We start from the raw sequence: 23,362 nt of genomic DNA, 5'->3' as shown, positions 1-23,362 counted from the left end.
GACCATGACGCCGGCGGAGCTGCTGGCCCACTGCCTGGGCAAGCCCGGGGCCTGGCAGGACGAGTCGTGGGAGGGCGACACCGTGGCCAAGGTCGGCGAGAAGATCTTCGCGTTCATCGGTGACGGCACTGCCGTCGGCGTCAAGTGCGGCGCCAACCGCGCCGAGGCCGACGAGTGGCTGCTGCAGTACCCCGACGACGCCCGGGTGATGCCCTACCTCGGACGCAGCGGGTGGAACAGCCTGCGCATCGGAGGCGCGATCCCCGACGAGGAGATCCTCGAGGCCGTGGACGCGTCGTACGACACCGTGGTCGCCAAGCTGCCGAAGGCGCGGCGTCCCTCGGCGTGACGGCTGACCCGGGTTTGAGGCGGCCGAGGCCGTCTGGAAGACTCGTGGAGACCGATCGGAGGGGAGTATCCCCACGCGGTGTCCTCGTCATCACGGCCCACCGGCGCACACGGCATACCCGTCGTGGCCCGGGGTGGGCCCGGGGAGCCGGTCCGCCACCTTCACCAGGGCGGGAGAGACCTCCGGTCACGTACGTGACCGGAAGGAACCCTAAGTGAACATCCCTGTCTGGGTGTGGTTCGCCACCATCGGCGCAGCCATCCTCGTCTTCGCCATCGACATCTTCGTCATCGCCCGACGCCCGCACGTGCCCTCGACCAAGGAGGTCGGAACGGCGCTCGGCGTCTACGTCGGCGCCGCCGTGCTCTTCGGGCTCGGGGTCTGGTACTTCGCCGGGTCGACCTTCGCGGGGCAGTACTTCGCGGGATGGCTGACCGAGTACTCGCTGTCGGTCGACAACCTCTTCATCTTCCTGCTGATCATGGCCAAGTTCGCCGTGCCGGAGAAGTACCAGCAGTCGGCCCTGATGATCGGCATCGTCATCGCCATCATCCTGCGCGGCATCTTCATCGCCCTCGGCGCGGCGGCGATCAACAACTTCTCGTGGGTCTTCTACCTGTTCGGCGCGTTCCTCATCTACACCGCCGTGAAGCTCTCCCGCGAGGGCGAGAGCGACGACGACGAGTACGAGGAGAACCGCTTCATGAAGTACATGGAGCGCCGGTTCCCCGCCACGCAGGACTGGCACGGCACGCGGCTCTTCACCCGGGTCGACGCCCGCCGGCTGGCCACCCCCATGTTCTTCGTCATCCTGGCGCTCGGCACGACGGACCTGCTCTTCGCGCTCGACTCGATCCCCGCGATCTACGGCCTCACCAAGGAGCCGTACCTCGTGCTGACGGCCAACCTCTTCGCGCTGATGGGCCTGCGGCAGCTGTACTTCCTCATCGGCGGCCTGCTCAAGCGCCTGGTCTACCTCAGCCTCGGCCTGGCGGTGCTGCTCGCGTTCATCGGGGTCAAGCTGGTGCTGCACGCGCTGCACGAGAACGAGCTGCCGTTCATCAACGGCGGCGAGCACGTGCCGGTGCCGGAGGTGCCGATCTCGGTGTCGCTGGGTGCCATCGTGGTGATCCTCGGCGTCACCACGGTCGCGAGCCTTCTCAAGACCCGCCGCGACAACAACCTGCGCTCGGCCTGACGACCGGTCCGCCGTTGCCTCGAGCAGGCTCAGCCTGACTGGGCGATGGCGGCGGGGTCGGCGGGTTGCCTGCGACGGCCGGCGCCCATGACCACGGCGCTGGCCGCGACCACCAGCGCCATGCCGGCGAGCTGGTGCCCGGTCAGCGACTGGCCGAGCACCAGCCACCCGGCGAGCGCGGCGGCGGCCGGCTCGAGGCTGAGCAGGATGCCGAACACCCGGGGGCTGAGCCGGCGCAGCGCCAGCAGCTCGAGCGAGTAGGGCAGCACCGACGACAGCAGGGCGATGCCGAGGCCCTTGGCCACGACCTCGCCCGACCACGACGGCACGGTCCCCAACCCGAACGGCGCGACTGCGAGGAGGGCGACGGCCATCGCGAGGGCGAGCCCGTCCAGGCTGGCGAACGCGGCCCCGGTGCGGCGGCTGAGGATGATGTATGCCGCCCAGCAGGCGCCCGCCGTGGCGGCCAGCCCCAGCCCGACCCAGTCGAGGTCGGCCAGCGGCACGGTCAGTGCCTGCGAGATCAGCGTCACCCCGGCCCCGGCCGCCACGACGGCCAGCACATCGACGAGGCGTCGCGACAGCACGGTGGCGAGGGTGAGGGGTCCGAGGAACTCGATGGTGACCGCCACGCCGATGGGCAGCCGGGCCAGCGAGGCGTAGAAGGACAGGTTCATCAGGCCCAGCGCGAGCCCGAACAGCACCACCGTCAGCCAGGCGCCGCGGCTGTGGCCCCGCAGGCGGGGACGGGCCACGGCGCCGAGCACGAGGGCCGCGAAGAGCAGCCGCAGGGTCACCGAGCCGGGTGCGCCGATCTCGGGTACGAGTGTCGCTGCCAGGGCTCCGCCGAACTGCACGGACACCACGGCCGCCAGCACGAGGAGGGGAGCGGGGACGGCCGACGCCCTGGTCGCGGCTGCGGTGGAGGCTCGGGGCACGGGCTCCACCGTACTGAGGGGCTACCAGCCGCGGTCGCGCCACTCCTGCAGGTGCGGGCGCTCCGCCCCCAGCGTGGTGTCGCCCCCGTGCCCCGGGTAGACCCACGTGTCGTCGGGGTACACGTCGAACACCCGCGTGGTGACGTCCTCGATGAGCGACTCGAAGCTCTGGCCCGGGTTCTTGGTGTTGCCGACCCCGCCCGGGAAGAGCGAGTCGCCGGTGAAGAGGTGCGTCCGGCCGCCGGGCTCGGCCCAGGCCAGCGCGACCGACCCGGGCGTGTGGCCACGCAGGTGGAGCACGTCGAGCACGAGGTCGCCCACCTCGATGCGGTCGCCGTGGTGGAGCAGGCGGTCGGGTCGCACCGGCAGGCCGTCCGCGTCGGCGGCACCGGCCGCCGTGGAGGCGCCGGTGGCGGCGACGACGTCCGCGAGCGCCCGGTGGTGGTCCCAGTGCGAGTGGGTGGTCACGACGAGGTCGAGCCGCCCGCCCCCCTCGGCGACCAGGGCCAGGCATGCCTGCGGGTCGGCGGCCGCGTCGACCATCAGCTGCGCACCGGTACGCCGGCACGTGAGCAGGTAGACGTTGTTGGCCATCTCCGAGACGGCCAGCTTGCGTAGGGTTGCGTCGCCGAGCTCGCGGGTGGCTGCGGCACCGCCGGGCTGCACGTCTCCGGTGTACGTCATGGGTCCCATCCTGCAATGTACGGAGTGACCAGGGCTGACAACGGCCCGCTTCCTAGTCCCGAATAACTATTGTCGGCCGTCTTTCGGCGGACCTACGTTGGAGCGGTCACGACAGGGGAGTATCGGCAGGGGGTGCCGGTGCACCGGTCGTGAAGTTGGGTGAGGAACCGCACATGACCGCTCTCGTAGAAGACCTGTCTCGCGCCGCGTCGTCCCGGGACATCGACACCATCCGCGCACTATGTCACGACCTGCGCCAGCCGCTGGCCGCCATCCTGCTGCTGTCCGGCTCCGGTGACGGAGACGTAGGCCGGAAGATGGAGGTCATCACCGACCAGGCCCGCTGGCTGAGCCAGCTCGTCGACACGGTGCTGACCGACGCCTCGACCGACGCCGTCCAGGCCGTCGACGTGGCCGAGCTGGCCGCGATGGCGGCCGAACGCGCCCGACCGACCGCCGGCTGCGAGGTCACGGTCCGGTCGGAGGGCCACGCGTACGCGTGGGCCCGTCCGGTCGCCCTCGGGCGGGCCGTGGCGTGCGTCCTGGACAACGCGATCCGCGCCGCCGGCGCGGGTGGGCACGTCCAGGTGACCGTCGAGCAGGAACCGGAGTGCGTGCACCTGACGATCGCCGACGACGGACCAGGGCTCGGCAAGGTCGCCTCGCGCACGTCGCTGGGGCTCACCACGACCCGGGCGATGGTGGCCGCCTGCGACGGCACCTTCGACCTGCGGTCCGGTGCCGATGCCGGTGCGGAGGCCGAGATCTGCCTCCAGTCGGTGAGCCGCCGGACGAGCCTGTCGACTCGGTCAGGCTCGGTCGCGTCATGAGGCTGGTGGTCTGCGACGACCACCGACTCCTTCTCGAAGCCCTCGGCCTGGCCCTGGGTGAGCGGGGGCACGACGTCGTCGCGCTGGTCTCCTGCCCCGACGACGCGGTGGACGCTGCGGCCGAGCACCGGCCCGACGTGGTGCTGCTCGACGTGAACTTCCCGGATGGCTCCTCCCTGATGGCCATCCGCCGGATCAGGGACGCCAGCCCGGAGACCAAGGTCGTCATGCTCTCGGCCGAGTCCGACCACGCCGTCGTGGGGCGCGCCATCGCCGAGGGCGCCTCCGGCTACGTCGGCAAGGAGAAGCCGATCGCCGAGATCGTCGACATGCTGACCCAGGCCGCCAACGGACACGTCGCCGTGGACCCCATGCTGCTGCAGCAGGCGCTCCGGCCGCAGAAGCCCAGCGACGACCCGCTCTGGGCGCTGCAGTTCCTGACCGACCGGGAGTGGGAGGTCATGCGCTGCATCATGGAGGGGCAGACCACCGAGCAGATGGCCGACAGCCTCGGCGTGCAGCGCAGCACCGCACGGACGCACGTTCAGAATCTTCTCACCAAGCTCGGCGTACATTCACGCCTACAGGCGGCCGCCCTCATGGCGGCCCACGCGTCGGAAGAGACCTGGCCGGTACACCTGCGCTGACGGCGGCCGACCGCACTCCTTGCCGGGGTGCGCGGGACCGCGGGCGAGGCCCGTGACGGTGGGGTCGTCCTTCTGACGTAGACCGAGATCAGACCGAGGCGGGGTCCCCCCCGGACGGTGAGGCGGCAGTCTGATGGACATGGAGAAGCCCATCCGGGTCGTCATCGTGGACGACCACCAGGTGTTCGTGGACGCGCTTGCCGTCAGGCTGGCGGACGAGCCGGACTTCGTGGTGGTCGGCAAGGCGGCGAACACGGAGCAGGCGCTCGACGTGCTCTCCACCGCGCCGTGCGACGTCGTCACGCTCGACCTCATTCTCGGGGACGAGGACGGGTTGGCCCTCGGTCGGGAGATCCTGCGGCGCTGGCCGCAGTCCGGCATCGTCGTGGTGACCGGCGTCGAGGGCGGCGAGCAGGTGCTCGAGGCGGTGCAGTCCGGCATCCGAGGCTGGGTCAGCAAGACGGCCAACATCGACTCGCTCACGGCGGCGCTGCGCGGCGTGGCGCGGGGGGAGACCCACATCCCGGCTGCGCTGCTCACCAACGTGCTGGTGTCGCTGTCCGGTCAGCCGCAGGCGTCGGTGTCCGAGGCCGAGGGCATCCGCAGCCTCACCCAGCGTGAGCTCGACGTGCTCGGCTGCCTGGTCGAGGGCATGTCCCGCAACGAGATCGGCGAGCTGCTGCACGTCTCACCGAACACGGTGCGCACCCACGTGCAGAGCATCCTGCACAAGCTCAAGGTGCACTCCGCGCTCGCCGCGGTCGCCATCGCCCGCCGGGCCGGTGTCCAGGGGACCTCGGCGGTCCACAAGCGGGCCAACGCAGGCTGAACAGAGCCGCGGGGCCCGCGGGACCCGCGGCCAGGCGCGATGCGCGCCTGCAGACGGTCAGGCTCCTCGTGGGAGCTGCGGGAGCTCGTGCGCGCTGGAGACGCCCGAGGGGATCCGCCGGGCGAGCCAGAGCAGTATGCCGTGGCGCGGACCGGTGACCTCCGCGTCACCCGAGCCGACGGTCCAGGTGTCACCCTCGTCGGTGCGCAGCGTCAGGGACGGGGCGCGGTGCGACAGGCGCAGCCGGGACACGGCGTCGTCGAGCAGGCGCACGAGCACCGGACCCTCGACGTCGGCAAGGGTGTAGCCGGCGTCGAGGTCGACGTGGTGCAGCACCAGCTCGCGCAGCCGCAGGAAGGGCAGGGAGGCCGAGCGGACGACGTACCCGCCGCGCATCTCCACCTCCGACGTGGCGAGGTCGCCGCCCAGGCGGGGGAAGTCCTCCGCCAGGGCGGAGGCGGTGCCACGCAGGTCGGCCAGCTGCTCGGCGGCCCCCCGGCCCGCCCCGGCCTCGATGTCGGCGTCGCGCTTCTCGGTGCCGCCGGGGTACATCTCCTCGCGCTCGCCCGTGACCGCCCAGCGGGTCAGGCGCACCATGGCCTCCGCGTTCCGCGCGATGTGGGTCAGCACGTGCCCGCGCGTCCAGCCCTCGCACAGCGAGGCCGCCGCGACGTCGTCGTCGGTGAGCCGGGAGGCGGTGGCGAGCACGGCTGTGGTGGCCGTCTCGACCAGGCCGAGGTCCTGCTCGATGGAGGGGCCGGTCGACGGGGCGGTGGAGGTCATGGGCCCGACGGTATCTGCTGGCCGCTGCTCGAGGCGCCGGTCCGCTGTGCCTGGGCCATCGCGTGGGCGGCGCCGATCAGGGTGAGGTGCGAGAACGCCTGCGGGAAGTTGCCCACCATCCTCTCGTGCTGCGGGTCGTACTCCTCGGACACCAGGCCCACGTCGTTGAGCAGGCCGACGAGCCGGTCCATCAGCGCCTGGGCCTTGTCCGGCATACCTGCCATCGCGTAGGCGCTGACGAGCCACCACGAGCAGGCGAGGAACGGGTGCTCGTCGCCGGGGAGGCCGTCGACGCCCGACTGGGTGCGGTAGCGCAGGACGAGGCCGTCGCTGAGCAGGTCGCGCTCGACGGCGGCGATGGTGCCGAGCACGCGCTCGTCGTCCGGCGGCAGGAAGCCCACGATGGGGATGAGCAGGAGCGACGCGTCCACCTCGCTGGTGTCGTAGTGCTGGGTGAAGGTGTTGCGCTGCTCGTCGAACCCCTTCTCCAGCACCTCGGCCTTGACCCGGTCGCGCAGGTCGCGCCAGCGGTCCACGGGTCCGTCGAGGTCGTTCTCCTCGACGGCACGCACCGCCCGGTCGAAGGCGGCCCACACCATGACCCGCGAGTGGGTGAAGTGCCGCTGCGGCCCGCGCACCTCCCAGAGGCCGTTGTCCGGCTCGTCCCAGTGGTCCGCCAGCTCGTTGACGAGGGCGAGCTGCATGGCCCAGGCCTCACCGTCGGTCTCCAACCCGCGGGCGCGGGCCTCGTGCAGGGCGATCATGACCTCGCCGAGGACGTCCATCTGGCGCTGCGACACGGCGTCGTTCCCGACGCGCACGGGTGATGAGCCGGCATACCCGGGCAGATGGTCGAGCTCGCGCTCGGGGAGCTCGCGCGACCCGTCCACCCGGTACATGATCTGCAGGTCCTGTGGGTCCCCGGCCACGGCCCGGAGCAGCCAGTTGCGCCAGACGCGGGCCTCGGCGACGTAGCCGCAGGCGAGGAAGGCCTCGAGGGTCAGCGACGCGTCGCGGAGCCAGCAGTAGCGGTAGTCCCAGTTGCGCTGGCCGCCCGGGTCCTCGGGCAGGCTCGTCGTGGCGGCTGCCACGATGCCGCCGAAGCGCGTGTCGGTGAGCAGGCGCAGGGTCAGCAGCGAGCGGACGACCTGGTCGCGGTAGGGCCCCTCGTAGGTGCACCGGTCGGCCCACGCGTCGGTGCGTCGCCGGGTGCTGGCGACCTGCTCGTCCACGTCGAGCGCTGGGGGGATGTCGCGCCAGGACTCGAACCAGGTGAGCGTGAAGGTGACCGTCTCGCCGGCCGAGACCTCGAACTCGTCGCGGTGGTGGCCGTCCTCGCCGTGGGGGAGCCGGTCGCCGCGCAGCACGAGCATGTCGGGCCCGGCGATCGCGGCGATGACGTCGTCGTCGTGGTGGTGCACCGGGGAGCGCGACACCCACGGCCGGACCTTGCCGTAACCGAAGCGGACCACCCACTCGTGACGCATGCGCACGGTGCCGTCGAGCCCTTCGACCCGGCGGATGACGTCGGACCGCCCGTCGCCCACCGGCATGAGATCGGTCACCCTGACCCGGCCGGAGGGGGTCTCGTGCACGGTCTCGAGGATGAAGGTCTCCTCGAGGTAGCGGCGCGTCGTGGTGGCCGGCTCGGCGGGCCCGATGAGCCAGCGGCCGTGCTCCGGCGTACCCAGCAGGGCCGCGAAGCAGGCGGGGGAGTCGAACCGCGGCAGGCACAGCCAGTCGATCGAGCCCTCCCGGCTCACCAGGGCCACCGTCTCGGTGTCGCCGAGCACGGCATAGTCCTCGATGGGGGTCACCATGGGGTCACCGTATGCCGTGGAGCGGCGGCTGTCAGGGCGGGCGCCGGCTGCCGCGATGCGGCGGCTGTCGGTGGTGACACTTAGCATGAACGGCGTGACCTCTGTGCCCACCCAACGTCCCTCGAACGCCCTCCGACCGCAGCACGACCACCTGGTCGTGCGCGGCGCGCGCGAGCACAACCTCAAGGACATCTCCGTCGAGCTGCCGCGGGACAGCCTCGTCGTCTTCACCGGCCTGTCCGGGTCGGGCAAGTCGTCCCTGGCCTTCGACACCATCTTCGCCGAGGGCCAGCGCCGCTACGTCGAGTCGCTCTCCGCCTACGCCCGGCAGTTCCTCGGGCAGATGGACAAGCCCGACGTCGACTTCATCGAGGGCCTCTCGCCGGCGGTGTCGATCGACCAGAAGTCGACGAACCGCAACCCGCGCTCGACCGTGGGCACGATCACCGAGGTCTACGACTACCTCCGCCTGCTCTTCGCCCGCGCCGGCCGCCCGCACTGCCCGGTCTGTGGTGAGCCCATCACCCGCCAGTCGCCGCAGCAGATCGTCGACCGGCTCCTCGAGCTCCCCGAGCGCACCCGCTTCCAGGTGCTCGCCCCGGTCGTGCGGGCCCGCAAGGGCGAGTACGTCGACCTGTTCACCGAGCTGCAGAGCAAGGGGTTCTCCCGCGCCCGTGTCGACGGCGAGGTGGTCTCCCTGACCGAGCCGCCGAAGCTGGAGAAGCAGGTCAAGCACACCATCGACGTCGTGGTCGACCGGCTGGTGGCCAAGGGCGGCGACGCGGGCGCCAAGCGCCGGCTGACCGACTCGGTCGAGACCGCCCTCGGCCTGGCGGGGGGCGTGCTGGTGGTCGAGTTCGTCGACCGCGAGGCCGACGACCCGGAGCGGGAGCGCCGCTTCTCCGAGAAGATGGCCTGCCCCAACGACCACCCCCTGTCCATGGACGAGGTCGAGCCCCGCTCCTTCTCGTTCAACAGCCCGTTCGGTGCCTGCCCCAAGTGCACCGGCATCGGCACCGAGCTCGAGGTCGACCCCGAGCTCCTGGTGCCCGACGAGGACCTGTCGATCTCCGAGGGCGCCATCGCCCCGTGGGCGCAGGGCAGCGGGTCGGCCGACTACTTCCAGCGCGTCATCGGCGCCCTGGCCAAGGACCTCAAGTTCTCCGTGGACGCGCCCTGGCACTCGCTGCCCAAGCGCGCCAAGGAGGCCCTGCTGTACGGGCAGAACTACAAGGTCCACGTGAGGTACCGGAACCGCTACGGCCGCGAGCGGTCCTACACGACCGGGTTCGAAGGTGTTGTGCCCTTCGTGAAGCGCCGCCACGCCGAGACCGACTCCGAGTGGAGCCGGGAGCGCTACGAGGGCTTCATGCGGGAGATCCCGTGCCCCGAGTGCAAGGGTGCCCGCCTCAAGCCCGAGTCGCTGGCGGTCCTCGTCGGCGGCCGGAGCATCGCCGACGTCTGCGCCCTGCAGATCGCCGACTGCGCCAAGTTCCTCGGCGAGGTCGACTTCACGGCGCGGGAGCGGCAGATCGCCGAGCGGGTCATCAAGGAGATCGACGCCCGCCTCGGGTTCCTCCTCGACGTCGGGCTCGACTACCTCTCGCTGAACCGACCGGCCGGCACGCTCTCCGGTGGCGAGGCCCAGCGGATCCGGCTCGCCACCCAGATCGGCTCGGGGCTGGTCGGCGTCCTCTACGTGCTCGACGAGCCGAGCATCGGCCTGCACCAGCGCGACAACCACCGGCTCATCGAGACGCTGACCCGGCTGCGCGACCTCGGCAACACGCTCATCGTGGTCGAGCACGACGAGGACACCATCGCCACCGCCGACTGGGTGGTCGACATCGGCCCCGGTGCGGGGGAGCACGGCGGCCACGTCGTCCACTCCGGACCGGTGAAGGGCCTGCTCGAGCACCCCGACTCGATGACCGGCAAGTACCTCTCCGGCCGCCTCGAGATCCCGACGCCGGTCGAGCGCCGCCCCCAGGAGAAGGGGCGCGACGTCACGGTGGTCGGCGCCCGCGAGCACAACCTCACCGGAGTCGACGTCAGTTTCCCCCTCGGCAACCTCGTCGCGGTCACGGGCGTCTCGGGCTCGGGCAAGTCGACCCTGGTCAACGACATCCTCTACACCGTGCTGGCCAACAAGCTCAACGGCGCCCGCCAGGTGCCCGGCCGGCACAAGACCGTCAAGGGCCTCGAGCACCTCGACAAGGTCGTGCACGTCGACCAGAGCCCGATCGGCCGCACGCCGCGGTCAAACCCGGCCACCTACACGGGGGTCTTCGACAACATCCGCAAGCTGTTCGCCGAGACCACCGAGGCAAAGATCCGCGGCTACCAGCCGGGCCGCTTCTCCTTCAACGTCAAGGGCGGCCGCTGCGACGCCTGCTCGGGCGACGGCACGCTGAAGATCGAGATGAACTTCCTGCCGGACGTCTACGTGCCCTGCGAGGTCTGCCACGGCGCGCGCTACAACCGCGAGACCCTGGAGGTGCACTTCAAGGGCAAGACCATCGCCGACGTCCTCGACATGCCCATCGAGGAGGCGGCCGACTTCTTCGCGGCGGTCCCGGCCATCGCCCGGCACATGAAGACGCTCAACGACGTCGGCCTTGGCTACGTCCGGCTCGGCCAGCCCGCACCGACCCTCTCCGGTGGGGAGGCGCAGCGCGTCAAGCTCGCCAGCGAGCTGCAGAAGCGCTCGACCGGGCGCACGGTCTACGTGCTCGACGAGCCGACCACCGGCTTGCACTTCGAGGACATCCGCAAGCTCCTCCAGGTGCTCCAGGGCTTGGTCGACAAGGGCAACACCGTGATCGTCATCGAGCACAACCTCGACGTCATCAAGAACGCCGACTGGATCGTCGACATGGGTCCCGAGGGCGGCAGCGGCGGAGGCCGGGTCATCGCCGAGGGCACGCCGGAGCAGGTGGCCGAGGTGCCCGAGAGCCACACCGGCCGGTTCCTCGGTCCGGTGCTCGCCAAGAGCGCCCGCACGCCGGACCGCCCGACCGGCACCGGGTCGGCGGCGAAGAAGACCGCAGCCGCCCGCTCGGCTGCCACGCCGACGGCCAAGGCGAAGGCGACGGCGGCCAGGGCGACGAAGGCCACCACGACCAAGGCCACCGCGACGAAGTCGACCACGACGAAAGCCACCACGACCAAGGCAGCAGCGGCCAGGAAGCCGGCCGCCAAGCGGTCGGCGCGCAAGGCCTGACCCGGCGTTCCCGCCGACCCAGCGCGAAGGCCCCCGAGGAGACACCTCGGGGGCCTTCGCGGGTATGCCGCGCACGCGGCATACGAGGACCGGTTCCGGTCAGGTGTCGCCGCCGAGGTAGGCCGCCTTCACGGCCGGGTCGGCGGCGAGCTCGGCGCCGGTGCCCTCGCGGACGATCTCACCCGTCTCGAGGATGTAGGCACGGTGCGCCCGCTTGAGCGCCTGGGCGGCGTTCTGCTCGACCAGCAGCACCGTGGTGCCCTGCTTGTTGATCTCCGTGACGATGTCGAAGATCTGCTGGATGAGCTTGGGCGCCAGACCCATCGACGGCTCGTCGAGCAGCAGCAGTTTGGGGTCTGCCATGAGGGCGCGGCCGATGGCCAACATCTGCTGCTCGCCACCGGACATCGTGCCCGCCACCTGGGACTTGCGCTCGGCCAGGCGGGGGAACAGCCCGAAGACGCGGTCGAGGTCCTCCTTGACCTTGGGCGACTTGCGGTCCTTGCGCGCGTAGGCGCCCATGTCGAGGTTCTCCAGCACCGACATGCCGACGAAGCAGCCGCGGCCCTCGGGGGACTGGGCGATCCCCAGGACCGGCCGGTCGTGCGCGGGCATGTTGGTGATGTCCTTGCCCTGGAACCGGATCGACCCCAGGCGCACGGGGCGCAGCCCGGAGACGGTCTTCATGGTCGTCGTCTTCCCGGCGCCGTTGGCACCGATGAGCGTGACGATCTCGCCCTCGTCGACGGTGAAGGAGACGTTGCGGATGGCCTCGATGCGTCCGTAGTTGACGCAGAGGTCGTCAACCTCAAGAAGCACTCTCATCAACTCCCAGGTAGGCCGCGATGACGGCGGGGTTGTCGCGGATCTCGGCGGGCAGGCCCTCGGCGATCTTCTTGCCGAACTCCAGCACCACGATCCGGTCGGTGACGCCCATGACGAGCCGCATGTCGTGCTCGATGAGCAGCACGGTGTAGCCCTGCTCGCGGATGGTCTGGATCAGCTCCATGAGCCTGACCTTCTCCGCCGGGTTGAACCCCGCGGCCGGCTCGTCGAGGCACAGCAGCTTGGGGTTCGTCGCCAGGGCCCGCGCGATCTCGAGCCGTCGCTGGTCGCCGTAGGGCAGGTTGCGGGCCAGCTCGTCGGCACGGCGCTCCAGCCCCATGAACTTGAGGAGCTCGTGGGCACGGTCCATGCCCTCGGCCTCCTCACGACGGTGCTTGGGCAGCCGCAGCAGGGCGGACGCCATGCCGGTCGAGTGGTGCGCGTCCGCGCCGACCAGGATGTTCTCCAGGGCCGTCATGTTGTGGAACAGCCGGATGTTCTGGAACGTGCGCGCGATGCCCAGCTTGGTGATCTCGAACTTCTTGCGCCGGCCCAGCGGCTCGCCCATGAACCGGACCCCGCCCGACGTGGGCTGGTAGACGCCGGTCATGACGTTGAAGCAGGTCGTCTTGCCGGCACCGTTGGGACCGATCAGGCCGAGGATCTCGCCGGTGTTGATGTGGAACGAGACGCCGTCGAGGGCGGTGACGCCGCCGAAGCGCAGGGTCACGTCGTCGACCTCGAGCATCTTGCCGGGGGGAAGGTCGGTGACCTCCTCCACGCTGATGTCGACCGAGGTGTCCGGGTTGGTGACGATGTCCTCCCGGCGGGCGGAGCGGGACCCGTCGTGGGCTCCGTCGTGGGCCTCGTCGTGGGACCCGAGGGCCCCGGGGGTGGTGTCAGGCATGGGCGTGTCCCTCCTCCAGGATCTCGGTTTCCTCTTCCTCCGCCTTGCGGGCGCGCACCGTTCGTTTCGGTGGGATCAAGCCCTGCGGGCGGAAGATGGCCAGCGCCATGAGCAGGATGCCGAAGAGGAAGAAGCGTCCGTCGGCGAGGAAGCGGAACTTCTCCGGCGCCCAGGTGAGCAGCACCGCGGCGAAGACGACACCCCACCGGTTGCCCTGGCCGCCCACGACGACCATGGCGACGAACAGCACCGAGTAGATGATGGTGAAGTTCTCCGGGTTGATGAACTGCTGCTTGGTGGCGAACATCGCGCCCGACAGGCCACCGATGGCCGCGCCGGTCGCGAAGGCGAGCAGCTTGAACCGGAACGTCGGGACGCCCATCAGCTCGGCGGCGTCCTCGTCCTCACGGGTCGCCTCCCACGCCCGGCCGACGCGCGAGTTCTGCATCAGCCAGTCGAGGAACAGCACGATGAAGACCAGCGTCAGGGTGAGCCAGTAGTACGGCACGGAGTCGGTGACGCTGAACTTCAGGAAGGTCGTCGTGGTCTCGAGGTCGACGAAGGCGGTCAGGCCCTGCCACGAGATGTGGGGGATGTCGAACAGCTCGATGCTCGGCGGCGTCGGGATGTTCGAGATGCCGCGGCTGCCGTTGGTCCAGCCCGAGTTGACCAGCACCAGGCGGACGATCTCACCGAACCCGAGCGTCACGATGGCCAGGTAGTCGCCGCGGACCCGCAGCGTCGGGGCGCCGAGGAGCACGCCGGAGATCATCGTGACGACGATCGCTGCCGGGACGAGCAGGATCAGCGGCAGCGTGGCGTGGGCCGAGCCGAGCATGCCGACGGTGTAGGCGCCGATCGCGAAGAAGCCGATGTAGCCGAGGTCGAGCAGGCCGGCGTAGCCGATGACGATGTTGAGGCCGATGGCCACCAGGGAGTACATCGCGCACGAGAACAGCACCGCGCCGAAGTCGGAGCCCGTCGTCGTGAGGAACGGCGGGTTGATGATCGGCAGCAGGTAGACCAGCAGCACGACCAGCCCCCACAGGACGAGCTGCGCCCACCGGGGCAGCTTGCCGAGGCGGACACGGATCGAGTGGAAGAAGTTCCGGACGGCGTTCATGCGCGGGCCTTCCCGAGGGACTCGCCGAGCAGGCCGGTCGGCCTGAACAGCAGGATGACGACGAGCAGCAAGAACGCGACGACGTCCTTCCACTGCGAGCCGAAGAGGGCCGAGCCGTAGTTCTCGGCCACACCGAGGACGAAGCCACCGAGCAGGGCTCCCCGGATGTTGCCGATACCGCCGAGGACGGCTGCGGTGAAGGCCTTCACGCCGAGGATGAAGCCCGCGTTGTAGCGCGTCACGCCGATCTTGAGCAGGTACATCATGGCGGCGGCGCCGGCCATGATCCCGCCGATGAGGAACGTCAGGCGGATGACGCGGTCGCGGTTGATGCCCATCAGGGCGGCGGCCTCGGGGTCCATCGCCACGGCGCGGATGCCGCGGCCGAGGCGGGAGCGGCGGATGAACTGGTCGAGGATGACCATCATGACGATCGCCGACAGCAGGACGATGAGGTCGATGTTGGTCACGTCGTAGTTGAAGACGGGGAAGACCGCCTTCGTCTGGATCTGCAGCGGCAGGGGGAGGTTCTCGCGCGGGCGCCCGAGGTAGTCCCGGAGGTTCTCGAGGTTGAACCAGCCCAGGGGCTTGTCGCGCAGGCCCATGAGCTCGGACAGCGCGAACGAGGCACCGATCGCGGAGATGAGGGCGATCAGGGGCGGGGAGTTGCGCTTGCGCAGCGGCCGGTAGGCGACCCGCTCGAGGAGCATGGCGATGAGGGCCGACACCGTCATCGCGGCGACGAAGCCGATGACGAGGTACCCCGCCAGCCCCAGCCCCGACGCCTTCCCGGCGCCGACGGCCATGAGGGCCCAGACGGCGGCGAAGCTGCCCCACATGAAGACCTCGGAGTGGGCGAAGTTGATGAGGCGGAGAACGCCGTAGACCATCGTGTAGCCCAGGGCCACCAGCGCGTAGACCGCGCCGATCGCGAGCCCGGTGATGGTCAGTTCCCAGAAGTGGTTGATCAGCAGGTCCATGCGACCTCCGTGGGGGATGGGGGGCCGGCACACCGACAGGCGGGCGGGTGGCGGGGCGGCCCGGACGGGGACACGGTAGCGGCCAGGGCCCGTTCAGACGAGGCCCTGGCCGCTACCGGTGGACTACTTGATCTCCTGGTCCGGAACGATCTTGCCGCCCTGGACCTTGTAGGCCCAGACGGACACGTGGGCCGGCTCGCCCTTGTCGTTGAACTGGACCTGCTTGGTCACGCCCTTCTTGTCGTAGGACCCGATGAAGGAGGTGATGTCGGCGGACTTGGTCTTGCCGGCCTTGATCGCGTCGAGGAAGACGTTGGCCGCGTCGTAGGCCTCGGCCGAGTAGGTGGCCGGGTCGGAGTTGTAGGCCTTCTTGTACGCGGTCGCGAACTCCGGGGCCTGGTCCGGCGGGAGGCACGGGCAGGTGACGACGGCGCCCTCGGCGGCAGCGCCGGCCGCCTTGATGAAGCCGTCGTCCTTGACGCCGTCAGCAGCGACGAAGGTGCCCTTCCAGCCCGCAGCACGCAGCTGCTTGACGATCAGCGCGGCCTCGGCGTAGTAGCCGCCGAAGAACAGCGAGTCGGCCTTGGAGGCGGTCACCTTGGTGACGCTGCCGGAGAAGTCGGTCTGCTTCTGCTGGATCGAGTCGTTGCCGGCCACCTGGCTGCCCAGGTCCTTGCGCACGATGTCGGCGAGGCCCTTGCCGTACTCCGAGGAGTCGTCGATGACGAAGGTCTTCTGGGCCTTCAGGACGTCCTTGATGTACTTGGCGGCGGCCGGGCCCTGGGTGGCGTCGTTGCCGAGGATGCGGTGGAAGGTCTTCCAGCCGTTCTCGGACAGCGCCGGGTTGGTCGCGGAGGCGGAGATGGTGTTCAGGCCGGCCTGCTCGAAGATCGGGTCGGCGGCCTTGGACTCACCCGAGAAGGCGGGGCCGACGATGCCGACCAGCTTCTTGTCGGTGACGGCCTTCTGCGCCAGGCCCGGGGCGATCGACGGGTCGCCCTGGCTGTCGAAGGTGACGAGCTGGACCTTGCAGTCAGCGTTCTTCTCGTTGTACTGGTTGACGGCCAGCTCGGCGCCGTTCTTGATGTTGATGCCGAGGTTGGCGGCGTCGCCGGTGAGGGCCCCGAAGAAGCCGATCTTGAGGTCACACGCCTTCGAGCCGCCGGCAGTACTGCTGGAGCCGCCCTTGGTGCCACCACAGGCGCTCAGGGCGAGTGCGGCGGCCACGACGGGCACACCGATCTTGAAGAGGGAACGCAAGACTCCTCCTAGAGTCACTTGGATGCGCACGGCGCGCACACTTGGGCACCCCGGGGGGCGTGTCTGAACAGTAGACACACGGATGTGCTCGCGTTAAGCACTACGGGAACTTTGGTGACCGTGTCGTTACCCGGGGGTCGTCGGCCCGTCACCGGAGCGCCGACGGCCCCACTCGCGACCCCGACCTCCGCACGGCTGCCGGCCTGGGCACCGGGGGTCACAGCACGCGTTCAGGTGCTCGCGGCATACTCGCGGGGCACCGGCGCCCGCGGGCGCGACTCGACCCGAGGAGTACCACGCCATGTCCGACTGCTGCAGCCGCCGTGCCCTGCTCCACTCCGCGGGCGTCGTCGGCGGAGCCCTGGCCCTGTCCGCCTGCGGTGCCGCCGAGAACACCGCCCGGGACGCGGCCTCCAGCGCCGGCGCCGCCGCCTCGAGCGCGCTGAAGGACGCGGTCTCCAAGGCCACCGTGCCGGTCGGTGGCGGCAAGGTGCTGGCCGACCAGAAGGTCGTCATCACCCAGCCGACCCAGGGCGACTTCAAGGCCTTCACCGCCGTGTGCACCCACCAGGGCTGCATCGTCGCCGACGTCTCCGGCGGCACCATCAACTGCGCCTGCCACGGCAGCAAGTTCGACATCGCCACCGGTGAGGTCAAGCAGGGTCCCGCGACGCAGCCCCTGCCGCGCAAGACGGTCTCGGTGACCACGGACGGCATCAAGGTCACCTGACGCCGACCAGCGAGCCCGGCTCGTGGGCGGGTATGCCGCGCACCGGCTTCGCGGCAACCCCCGCCCGTGCGGGCGGCGTCGGACCGGCCTCCTAGAGTGGGGGCGTGGCTGACCCGTCGACCTACCGTCCCGCACCGGGCGAGATCCCGGTCGACCCGGGGGTCTACCGGTTCCGCGACAAGGACCGCCGCGTCATCTACGTCGGCAAGGCCAAGTCGCTGCGGCCCCGGCTGTCCTCCTACTTCCAGGACCTCAGCGCGCTCCACCCGCGGACGGCGACCATGGTCACGACCGCCGCGAGCGTCGAGTGGACGGTGGTGTCGACCGAGGTCGAGGCACTCCAGCTCGAGTACTCCTGGATCAAGGAGTTCGACCCCCGGTTCAACGTCAAGTACCGCGACGACAAGTCGTACCCCTACCTGGCGGTGACCCTGGGCGACGAGTTCCCCCGGGCACAGGTCATGCGAGGGGCGAAGCGCAAGGGAACCCGCTACTTCGGCCCCTACGCCCACGCCTGGGCGATCCGCGAGACGCTCGACCTGATGCTGCGCGTCTTCCCGATGCGCACCTGCTCCTCCGGGGTGTTCAAGCGCGCCGGCCAGGTCGGGCGCCCGTGCCTGCTGGGCTACATCGACAAGTGCTCGGCGCCCTGCGTCGGACGGGTGACCCCCGATGAGCACCACGCCATCGCCGAGGACTTCTGCGACTTCATGGCGGGCAACACGACCAAGTTCGTCAAGCGCCTCGAGAGGCGGATGCAGGAGGCGTCGGCGGCCCTCGAGTTCGAGCAGGCCGCGCGGCTGCGCGACGACATCGGAGCGCTCAACAAGGCGCTCGAGAAGTCGGCCGTCGTGCTCGGGGACGGCACCGACGCCGACGTCTTCGCCCTCGCCGAGGACGAGCTCGAGGCGGCCGTGCAGGTCTTCCACGTGCGGGGTGGCCGGGTGCGGGGCCAGCGCGGCTGGGTGGCCGAGAAGGACGCCGAGTCGGTGCCCGAGATCGTCGAGCACCTGCTCCAGCAGGTCTACGGCGGTGAGTCGGGGGAGGGCGTGCCCCGCGAGGTGCTCGTGCCCGTGGTCCCGCCGGACCTCGACGCGGTCGTGCAGTGGCTCTCCGGGCTGCGCGGGTCGCAGGTGCAGCTGCGCGTGCCGCAGCGCGGTGACAAGCGCATCCTCATGGAGACGGTGAGGCGCAACGCCGAGCAGTCGCTGGCCCGCCACAAGCTGGCCCGTGCCGGCGACCTCACCGCCCGCAGCCAGGCGCTCCAGGAGCTGCAGGAGTCGCTCGACCTGGCCGACGCGCCGCTGCGCATCGAGTGCTTCGACGTCAGCCACGTGCAGGGCACGCAGGTCGTCGCGTCGATGGTCGTCTTCGAGGACGGCCTGGCCCGCAAGTCGGAGTACCGGCGGTTCATCGTGCGGGGCGCCACCGAGGGCGGCACCGTCGACGACACCGCCGCCATGCACGAGGTGCTGACGCGACGCTTCCAGCGCTACCTCGAGGACCGCGACCAGGCGTCCGACATCGAGATCGGGCCCGACGGCGACGACCGTGACAACGGCAACAACAACCGCAACAACAACGGCAGCGGCAACGGCAACGGTGACGCGGGCCGGGGCGGCTCCCCGGTGGGGGAGCGGGTCGACCCCGACACCGGGCGGCCGAAGCGCTTCGCGTACCCGCCCAACCTCGTCGTGGTCGACGGCGGCCTGCCCCAGGTGAACGCCGCCCGGGCGGCGCTCGACGCCCTCGGGGTCGACGACGTCGCGGTGGTCGGCCTGGCCAAGCGGCTCGAGGAGGTCTGGGTCCCCGGGCAGGACTTCCCCGTGATCCTGCCGCGGACCAGCGAGGGCCTCTACCTGCTGCAGCGGGTGCGCGACGAGGCGCACCGGTTCGCCATCACGTTCCACCGCCAGCGCCGGTCCAAGGCCATGACCGCGAGCGCGCTCGACGGCATACCGGGGCTCGGTGAGACCAAGCGGAAGGCGCTGCTGCGCCACTTCGGCTCGGTGAAGAAGATCCGGGCCGCCAGCGAGGAGGACCTTCGGGCGGTTTCCGGCATCGGACCTGCGCTGGCCAGCACCATTGCGGCACAGTTGTCCCGAACATCCCCTGCCACACCCGCGGTGAACCTCATGACCGGTGAGGTCATCGACGACGACGAGGAGCAGCCGAGTGCCTGAGGCCGACGCCCAAACCACCCCGACCCGGGCCCCACTGGAGCTCGTCATCGTCACGGGGATGAGCGGCGCCGGACGCACGACGGCGGGGAACGTGCTCGAGGACTCGGGCTGGTACGTCGTCGACAACCTGCCCCCGCACCTGCTCGTGCCGCTGACCGAGCTGGCCTCCACGGCGGAGCGGACCACGCCGATCACCCGCATCGCCGCGGTCGTCGACGTCCGGGCCCGCGGGTTCTTCGCCCACCTGCAGCAGTCGCTGGGCGAGCTGCGCGAGCGCGGCTGGCAGCCCAACCTCGTCTTCCTCGACGCCACCGACGAGGCGCTGGTGCGGCGGTTCGAGAGCGTCCGCCGCCCGCACCCGCTGCAGGGCGAGGGGCGCCTGCTCGACGGCATCGTCCGCGAGCGCGACCTGCTCGAGGACCTGCGCGCCGACGCCCAGGTCGTCATCGACACCTCCGGCCTGAACGTGCACCAGCTGACCAAGAAGATGTCGCAGGTGTTCGCCGAGCCCGGCGGGCCGAAGGTCCGGATCGCGCTGATGTCGTTCGGCTTCAAGTACGGCGTGCCCCTCGATGCCGACTTCGTCTTCGACATGCGGTTCCTGCCGAACCCGTTCTGGATCCCGGAGCTGCGGAACTTCAGCGGCAGGGACGCCCCGGTGGCCGAGTTCGTCATGGCGCAGGAGGGTGCGCCCGAGTTCATCGACCGGGTCGTCGACCTCATGCGACCGGTCACCGCCGGGTACATCCGCGAGGGGCGGCGCTACGTGACGATCGCCGTCGGCTGCACCGGCGGCAAGCACCGCTCCGTGGCCATGGCCGAGGCGCTCGCGGTGGCGCTGGGGTCCACCGACGTGGGCACCTTCGTCGTGCACCGCGACCTGGGGCAGGAGTGACCCGTCCGGCGGTCGTGGCGCTCGGCGGCGGCCACGGCCTCTACGCGTCGCTGTCTGCGCTGAAGCTGGTCAGCGACGAGATCACCGCCGTGGTGACGGTGGCCGACAACGGTGGCTCGAGCGGGCGGCTGCGCGACGAGTTCGACGTGCTGCCGCCCGGAGACCTCCGCATGGCGCTGAGCGCCCTGTGTGAGGACTCGGAGTGGGGTCACACCTGGCGTGACGTCCTGCAGCACCGGTTCCGTGGCGACGGCCCGGTGGGCGGGCACGCCCTCGGCAACCTGCTGATCGTCGCCCTCTGGGATCTCAACCGGGACCCGGTGGCCGGGCTCGACCTCGTCGGGCGCCTGCTCAACGCCCGCGGACGCGTGCTGCCGATGGCGGCGGTGCCGCTGGAGATCGAGGCCGAGGTGCAGGGCCACGACGTCCAGCGGCCGGCCGAGGTGACGACGGTGCGAGGGCAGGTCGCCGTCGCGTCGACCGAGGGCCGCGTGCACAGCATCACCCTCGACCCGGCAGACCCGCCTGCCCCTCCGGCCACCGTGCAGGCGGTGCTCGACGCCGACTGGGTGATCCTCGGGCCGGGCTCGTGGTTCACCTCGGTGATGCCGCACCTCATGGTGCCCTCCCTGCGCGCGGCCCTGCACGACACCCCGGCTCGCCGGCTGCTCACCCTCAACGTGGAGCACTCGGGCGAGACCGCGGGCTTCTCGGCCGCCAACCACCTCGAGGTGCTGGCGGACCACGCGCCCCGGCTCCGGCTCGACGTGGTGCTGGCCGACCCGGGGGCGGTCGACGACGAGGAGGCCCTCCGGGCGGCCGCGGCGCGGCTCGGGGCCGAGGTCGTGGTGGCGCCGGTGGCCAAGCGCCAGCACCCCGGGCACCACGACTCCCTGCGGCTGGCGGCGGCGTACCGTGACATCCTCGGTGCCTGAGTGGCGCGGGGTCGGGGGACCAGACGTGTTGGACAAGGGTGACAGGATGACGCCATGGCGATGACCGCGAAGGTGAAGGACGAGCTGAGCCGGCTCGACGTGACCAAGCCCTGCTGCCGCAAGGCGGAGGTCGCCTCGACCCTGCGCTTCGCCGGCGGGCTGCACATCGTGGGCGGCCGCATCGTCGTCGAGGCCGAGCTCGACACCGCCAACGCGGCGCGGCGCCTGCGCCGTGACATCACCGACCTCTACGGGCACTCCACCGAGGTGCTCGTGATGGCCGCCGGTGGCCTGCGCAAGAGCAGCCGCTACGTCGTGCGCGTGGTCCAGGACGGCGAGGCCCTGGCCCGCCAGACCGGCTTGATCGACTCCCGCGGCCGCCCCGTGCGCGGCCTGCCGCCCAAGGTCGTCAGCGCCGCAGCCTGTGACGCGGAGGCGGCCTGGCGCGGCGCGTTCCTGGCGCACGGCTCGCTCACCGAGCCCGGCCGCTCGTCGGCCCTCGAGGTGACCTGCCCCGGGCCGGAGGCGGCCCTCGCCCTCGTTGGCGCCGCGCGACGGATCGGTATCCAGGCCAAGGCGCGCGAGGTGCGCGGCGTCGACCGCGTGGTGATCCGTGACGGCGACGCCATCGGCGCGATGCTCACCCGGCTCGGTGCCCACGACGCCGTGCTCGCCTGGGAGGAGCGCCGGATGCGGCGCGAGGTCCGGGCCACGGCCAACCGGCTGGCGAACTTCGACGACGCCAACCTGCGCCGGTCGGCCCGGGCCGCCGTCGCCGCGGGCGCCCGGGTGCAGCGCGCCCTGGAGATCCTCGGCGAGGAGGTGCCCGACCACCTGCGCGAGGCCGGTGCGCTGCGGCTGGAGCACAAGCAGGCCAGCCTCGAGGAGCTCGGCCAGCTGGCGCAGCCGCCGATGACCAAGGACGCCGTCGCCGGCCGGATCCGCCGGCTGCTGGCCATGGCCGACAAGCGCGCGTCCGACCTCGGCATCCCGGGCACGGACGCCAACCTCACGCCCGACATGCTCGACGCCTGACGCAGGTCCGAGCCGGTCCGGGACGGTCGTCCCGACCTGTCGTGCCGAAGGTCCTGACTACCCGCTCGTACGGCGGGACCCGGTGTCCCCGGGGGTGGGGCATCCAATAGGGTCGGAGACGACCCACTGCCGCGCAGACGCGGCGCCCCGTCCACTGGGAAGGCTGAACAACAGTGACTGTTCGCGTAGGGATCAATGGCTTCGGCCGCATCGGCCGCAACTTCTTCCGCGCCGTGCAGGCGTCGGGTGCGGACATCGAGATCGTGGCGGTGAACGACCTCACCGACAACGCGACGCTCGCGCACCTGCTGAAGTACGACTCCATCCTCGGCCGCCTCGACGGCGACGTGACCTCCACCGAGGACGAGATCGCGGTCAACGGCAAGGCGTTCAAGGCCTTCGCCGAGCGTGACCCCAACAACCTCAAGTGGGGCGAGCTGGGCGCCGACGTCGTCATCGAGTCGACCGGCTTCTTCACCGACGCCACCAAGGCCAAGGTGCACATCGACAACGGCGCCAAGAAGGTCATCATCTCCGCCCCGGCGAAGAACGAGGACGTCACCGTCGTCATGGGCGTCAACGACTCCGACTACGACGCGGACAAGCACACCATCATCTCCAACGCGTCGTGCACCACGAACTGCCTGGCCCCGATGGCCAAGGTTCTCAACGACGAGTTCGGCATCGTCAAGGGCCTGATGACGACCATCCACGCCTACACCGGCGACCAGAACCTGCACGACGGCCCGCACAAGGACCTGCGCCGCGCCCGCGCCGCGGCCCTGAACATCGTGCCCACCACGACCGGTGCCGCCAAGGCCGTCTCCCTGGTGCTTCCCGAGCTCAAGGGCAAGCTCGACGGCTACGCGCTGCGCGTCCCGGTGCCGACCGGCTCGGCCACCGACCTCACCTTCGAGGCCGGCCGCGAGACCACCGTCGAGGAGGTCAACGCCGCGGTCAAGGCCGCGGCCGAGGGCCCGCTCAAGGGCATCCTCGTCTACACCGAGGACCCGATCGTCTCCAAGGACATCGAGACCGACCCGGCGTCCTGCATCTTCGACGCGGGCCTGACCAAGGTCATCGGCAACCAGGTCAAGGTGGTCGGCTGGTACGACAACGAGTGGGGCTACTCCAACCGGCTCGCCGACCTGACGCTGCTCGTCGGCCAGTCCCTCTGAGCACCGTCAA

The 23,362-nt window shown here is 70.7% G+C and carries 21 protein-coding genes; 12 read left to right on the top strand and 9 right to left on the bottom strand.

Annotated features, from left to right (window positions below):
• Positions 1–4: 4 nt before the first annotated feature.
• The gene (locus BMW78_RS13195) at positions 5–349 is read left to right on the top strand and encodes an MmcQ/YjbR family DNA-binding protein (RefSeq protein ID WP_091760526.1); all 345 of its coding nucleotides are present in this window, start codon (positions 5–7) and stop codon (positions 347–349) included.
• Positions 350–563: 214 nt separating this feature from the next.
• Complete coding sequence (locus tag BMW78_RS13190) at positions 564–1,547, top strand: TerC family protein (RefSeq protein WP_091760523.1); 984 nt, start codon at positions 564–566, stop codon at positions 1,545–1,547.
• Positions 1,548–1,576: 29 nt separating this feature from the next.
• Here BMW78_RS13190 and BMW78_RS13185 read toward each other — a convergent pair whose 3' ends face one another.
• Together BMW78_RS13185 and BMW78_RS13180 are read right to left on the bottom strand one after the other, a co-directional pair.
• Entirely contained in the window at positions 1,577–2,485 is a 909-nt protein-coding gene (locus tag BMW78_RS13185; RefSeq protein WP_245735840.1) for an EamA family transporter, read from the bottom strand.
• 21 nt (positions 2,486–2,506) lie between these two features.
• Positions 2,507–3,169, bottom strand: coding sequence for an MBL fold metallo-hydrolase (locus tag BMW78_RS13180; protein WP_091760520.1), 663 nt, complete (start codon positions 3,167–3,169; stop codon positions 2,507–2,509).
• A gap of 173 nt (positions 3,170–3,342) precedes the next feature.
• Here BMW78_RS13180 and BMW78_RS13175 point away from each other — a divergent pair, with 173 nt between their 5' ends.
• From BMW78_RS13175 to BMW78_RS13165, 3 genes are all read left to right on the top strand, one after another.
• Complete coding sequence (locus tag BMW78_RS13175; RefSeq protein ID WP_143056251.1) at positions 3,343–3,999, top strand: sensor histidine kinase; 657 nt, start codon at positions 3,343–3,345, stop codon at positions 3,997–3,999.
• Positions 3,996–4,646 (top strand): response regulator, encoded by a 651-nt coding sequence (locus BMW78_RS13170; protein WP_091760514.1) that lies wholly within the window; start codon positions 3,996–3,998, stop codon positions 4,644–4,646. Before BMW78_RS13175 ends, BMW78_RS13170 begins: the two co-directional genes overlap by 4 nt.
• A 139-nt stretch (positions 4,647–4,785) precedes the next feature.
• Positions 4,786–5,475 (top strand): response regulator, encoded by a 690-nt coding sequence (locus BMW78_RS13165; RefSeq protein WP_177180386.1) that lies wholly within the window; start codon positions 4,786–4,788, stop codon positions 5,473–5,475.
• 57 nt (positions 5,476–5,532) lie between these two features.
• On the opposite strand, the gene BMW78_RS13160 is transcribed toward BMW78_RS13165, so the two are convergent.
• Together BMW78_RS13160 and BMW78_RS13155 are read right to left on the bottom strand one after the other, a co-directional pair.
• Complete coding sequence (locus BMW78_RS13160) at positions 5,533–6,258, bottom strand: maleylpyruvate isomerase family mycothiol-dependent enzyme (protein ID WP_091760509.1); 726 nt, start codon at positions 6,256–6,258, stop codon at positions 5,533–5,535.
• On the bottom strand, positions 6,255–8,165 hold the full coding sequence (locus tag BMW78_RS13155; protein WP_281247087.1) for a glycoside hydrolase family 15 protein: 1,911 nt from the start codon (positions 8,163–8,165) through the stop codon (positions 6,255–6,257). The genes BMW78_RS13160 and BMW78_RS13155 overlap by 4 nt, the downstream gene beginning before the upstream one ends.
• Here BMW78_RS13155 and uvrA point away from each other — a divergent pair.
• Positions 8,164–11,301: an excinuclease ABC subunit UvrA gene (gene uvrA, locus BMW78_RS13150; RefSeq protein WP_091760504.1), complete on the top strand. Its 3,138-nt coding sequence runs from the start codon at positions 8,164–8,166 to the stop codon at positions 11,299–11,301. The genes BMW78_RS13155 and uvrA overlap by 2 nt on opposite strands.
• Before the next feature lie 99 nt (positions 11,302–11,400).
• On the opposite strand, the gene BMW78_RS13145 is transcribed toward uvrA, so the two are convergent.
• The 5 genes from BMW78_RS13145 to BMW78_RS13125 all read right to left on the bottom strand — a co-directional run bounded on the left by BMW78_RS13145 (position 11,401) and on the right by BMW78_RS13125 (position 16,396).
• The gene (locus tag BMW78_RS13145) at positions 11,401–12,126 is read right to left on the bottom strand and encodes an ABC transporter ATP-binding protein (protein ID WP_091760501.1); all 726 of its coding nucleotides are present in this window, start codon (positions 12,124–12,126) and stop codon (positions 11,401–11,403) included.
• A complete protein-coding gene (locus BMW78_RS13140; RefSeq protein ID WP_091760498.1) occupies positions 12,110–13,033 on the bottom strand; it encodes an ABC transporter ATP-binding protein in 924 nt (307 codons plus the stop codon). The genes BMW78_RS13145 and BMW78_RS13140 overlap by 17 nt, the downstream gene beginning before the upstream one ends.
• Entirely contained in the window at positions 13,026–14,156 is a 1,131-nt protein-coding gene (locus BMW78_RS13135) for a branched-chain amino acid ABC transporter permease (RefSeq protein WP_091760495.1), read from the bottom strand. Before BMW78_RS13135 ends, BMW78_RS13140 begins: the two co-directional genes overlap by 8 nt.
• Positions 14,153–15,136 carry a branched-chain amino acid ABC transporter permease gene (locus BMW78_RS13130; RefSeq protein ID WP_091760492.1) on the bottom strand — a complete coding sequence of 328 codons (984 nt, stop codon included), beginning with the start codon at positions 15,134–15,136 and terminating at the stop codon, positions 14,153–14,155. The genes BMW78_RS13135 and BMW78_RS13130 overlap by 4 nt, the downstream gene beginning before the upstream one ends.
• Before the next feature lie 123 nt (positions 15,137–15,259).
• Entirely contained in the window at positions 15,260–16,396 is a 1,137-nt protein-coding gene (locus BMW78_RS13125; protein WP_091760489.1) for a branched-chain amino acid ABC transporter substrate-binding protein, read from the bottom strand.
• Positions 16,397–16,697: 301 nt separating this feature from the next.
• Here BMW78_RS13125 and BMW78_RS13120 point away from each other — a divergent pair, with 301 nt between their 5' ends.
• The 6 genes from BMW78_RS13120 to gap all read left to right on the top strand — a co-directional run bounded on the left by BMW78_RS13120 (position 16,698) and on the right by gap (position 23,352).
• Positions 16,698–17,126 carry a Rieske (2Fe-2S) protein gene (locus tag BMW78_RS13120; RefSeq protein WP_091760487.1) on the top strand — a complete coding sequence of 143 codons (429 nt, stop codon included), beginning with the start codon at positions 16,698–16,700 and terminating at the stop codon, positions 17,124–17,126.
• Between the two features lie 104 nt (positions 17,127–17,230).
• Positions 17,231–19,309, top strand: a complete 2,079-nt coding sequence (gene uvrC / locus BMW78_RS13115; protein WP_091760484.1) for an excinuclease ABC subunit UvrC — start codon at positions 17,231–17,233, stop codon at positions 19,307–19,309.
• Positions 19,302–20,204 carry an RNase adapter RapZ gene (gene rapZ, locus BMW78_RS13110; RefSeq protein ID WP_091760481.1) on the top strand — a complete coding sequence of 301 codons (903 nt, stop codon included), beginning with the start codon at positions 19,302–19,304 and terminating at the stop codon, positions 20,202–20,204. Before uvrC ends, rapZ begins: the two co-directional genes overlap by 8 nt.
• Positions 20,201–21,139: a gluconeogenesis factor YvcK family protein gene (locus BMW78_RS13105; protein WP_091760478.1), complete on the top strand. Its 939-nt coding sequence runs from the start codon at positions 20,201–20,203 to the stop codon at positions 21,137–21,139. The genes rapZ and BMW78_RS13105 overlap by 4 nt, the downstream gene beginning before the upstream one ends.
• 54 nt (positions 21,140–21,193) lie before the next feature.
• Positions 21,194–22,174, top strand: a complete 981-nt coding sequence (gene whiA, locus BMW78_RS13100) for a DNA-binding protein WhiA (protein ID WP_091760475.1) — start codon at positions 21,194–21,196, stop codon at positions 22,172–22,174.
• Positions 22,175–22,347: 173 nt separating this feature from the next.
• A complete protein-coding gene (gene gap / locus BMW78_RS13095) occupies positions 22,348–23,352 on the top strand; it encodes a type I glyceraldehyde-3-phosphate dehydrogenase (RefSeq protein WP_091760472.1) in 1,005 nt (334 codons plus the stop codon).
• Positions 23,353–23,362: the final 10 nt, after the last annotated feature.

This window comes from Pedococcus cremeus (assembly GCF_900111375.1).
GTDB lineage: Bacteria > Actinomycetota > Actinomycetes > Actinomycetales > Dermatophilaceae > Pedococcus_A > Pedococcus_A cremeus.
Note: the sequence above shows the minus strand (reverse complement) of the source record. Positions and strands in the feature narration are given on the sequence as shown.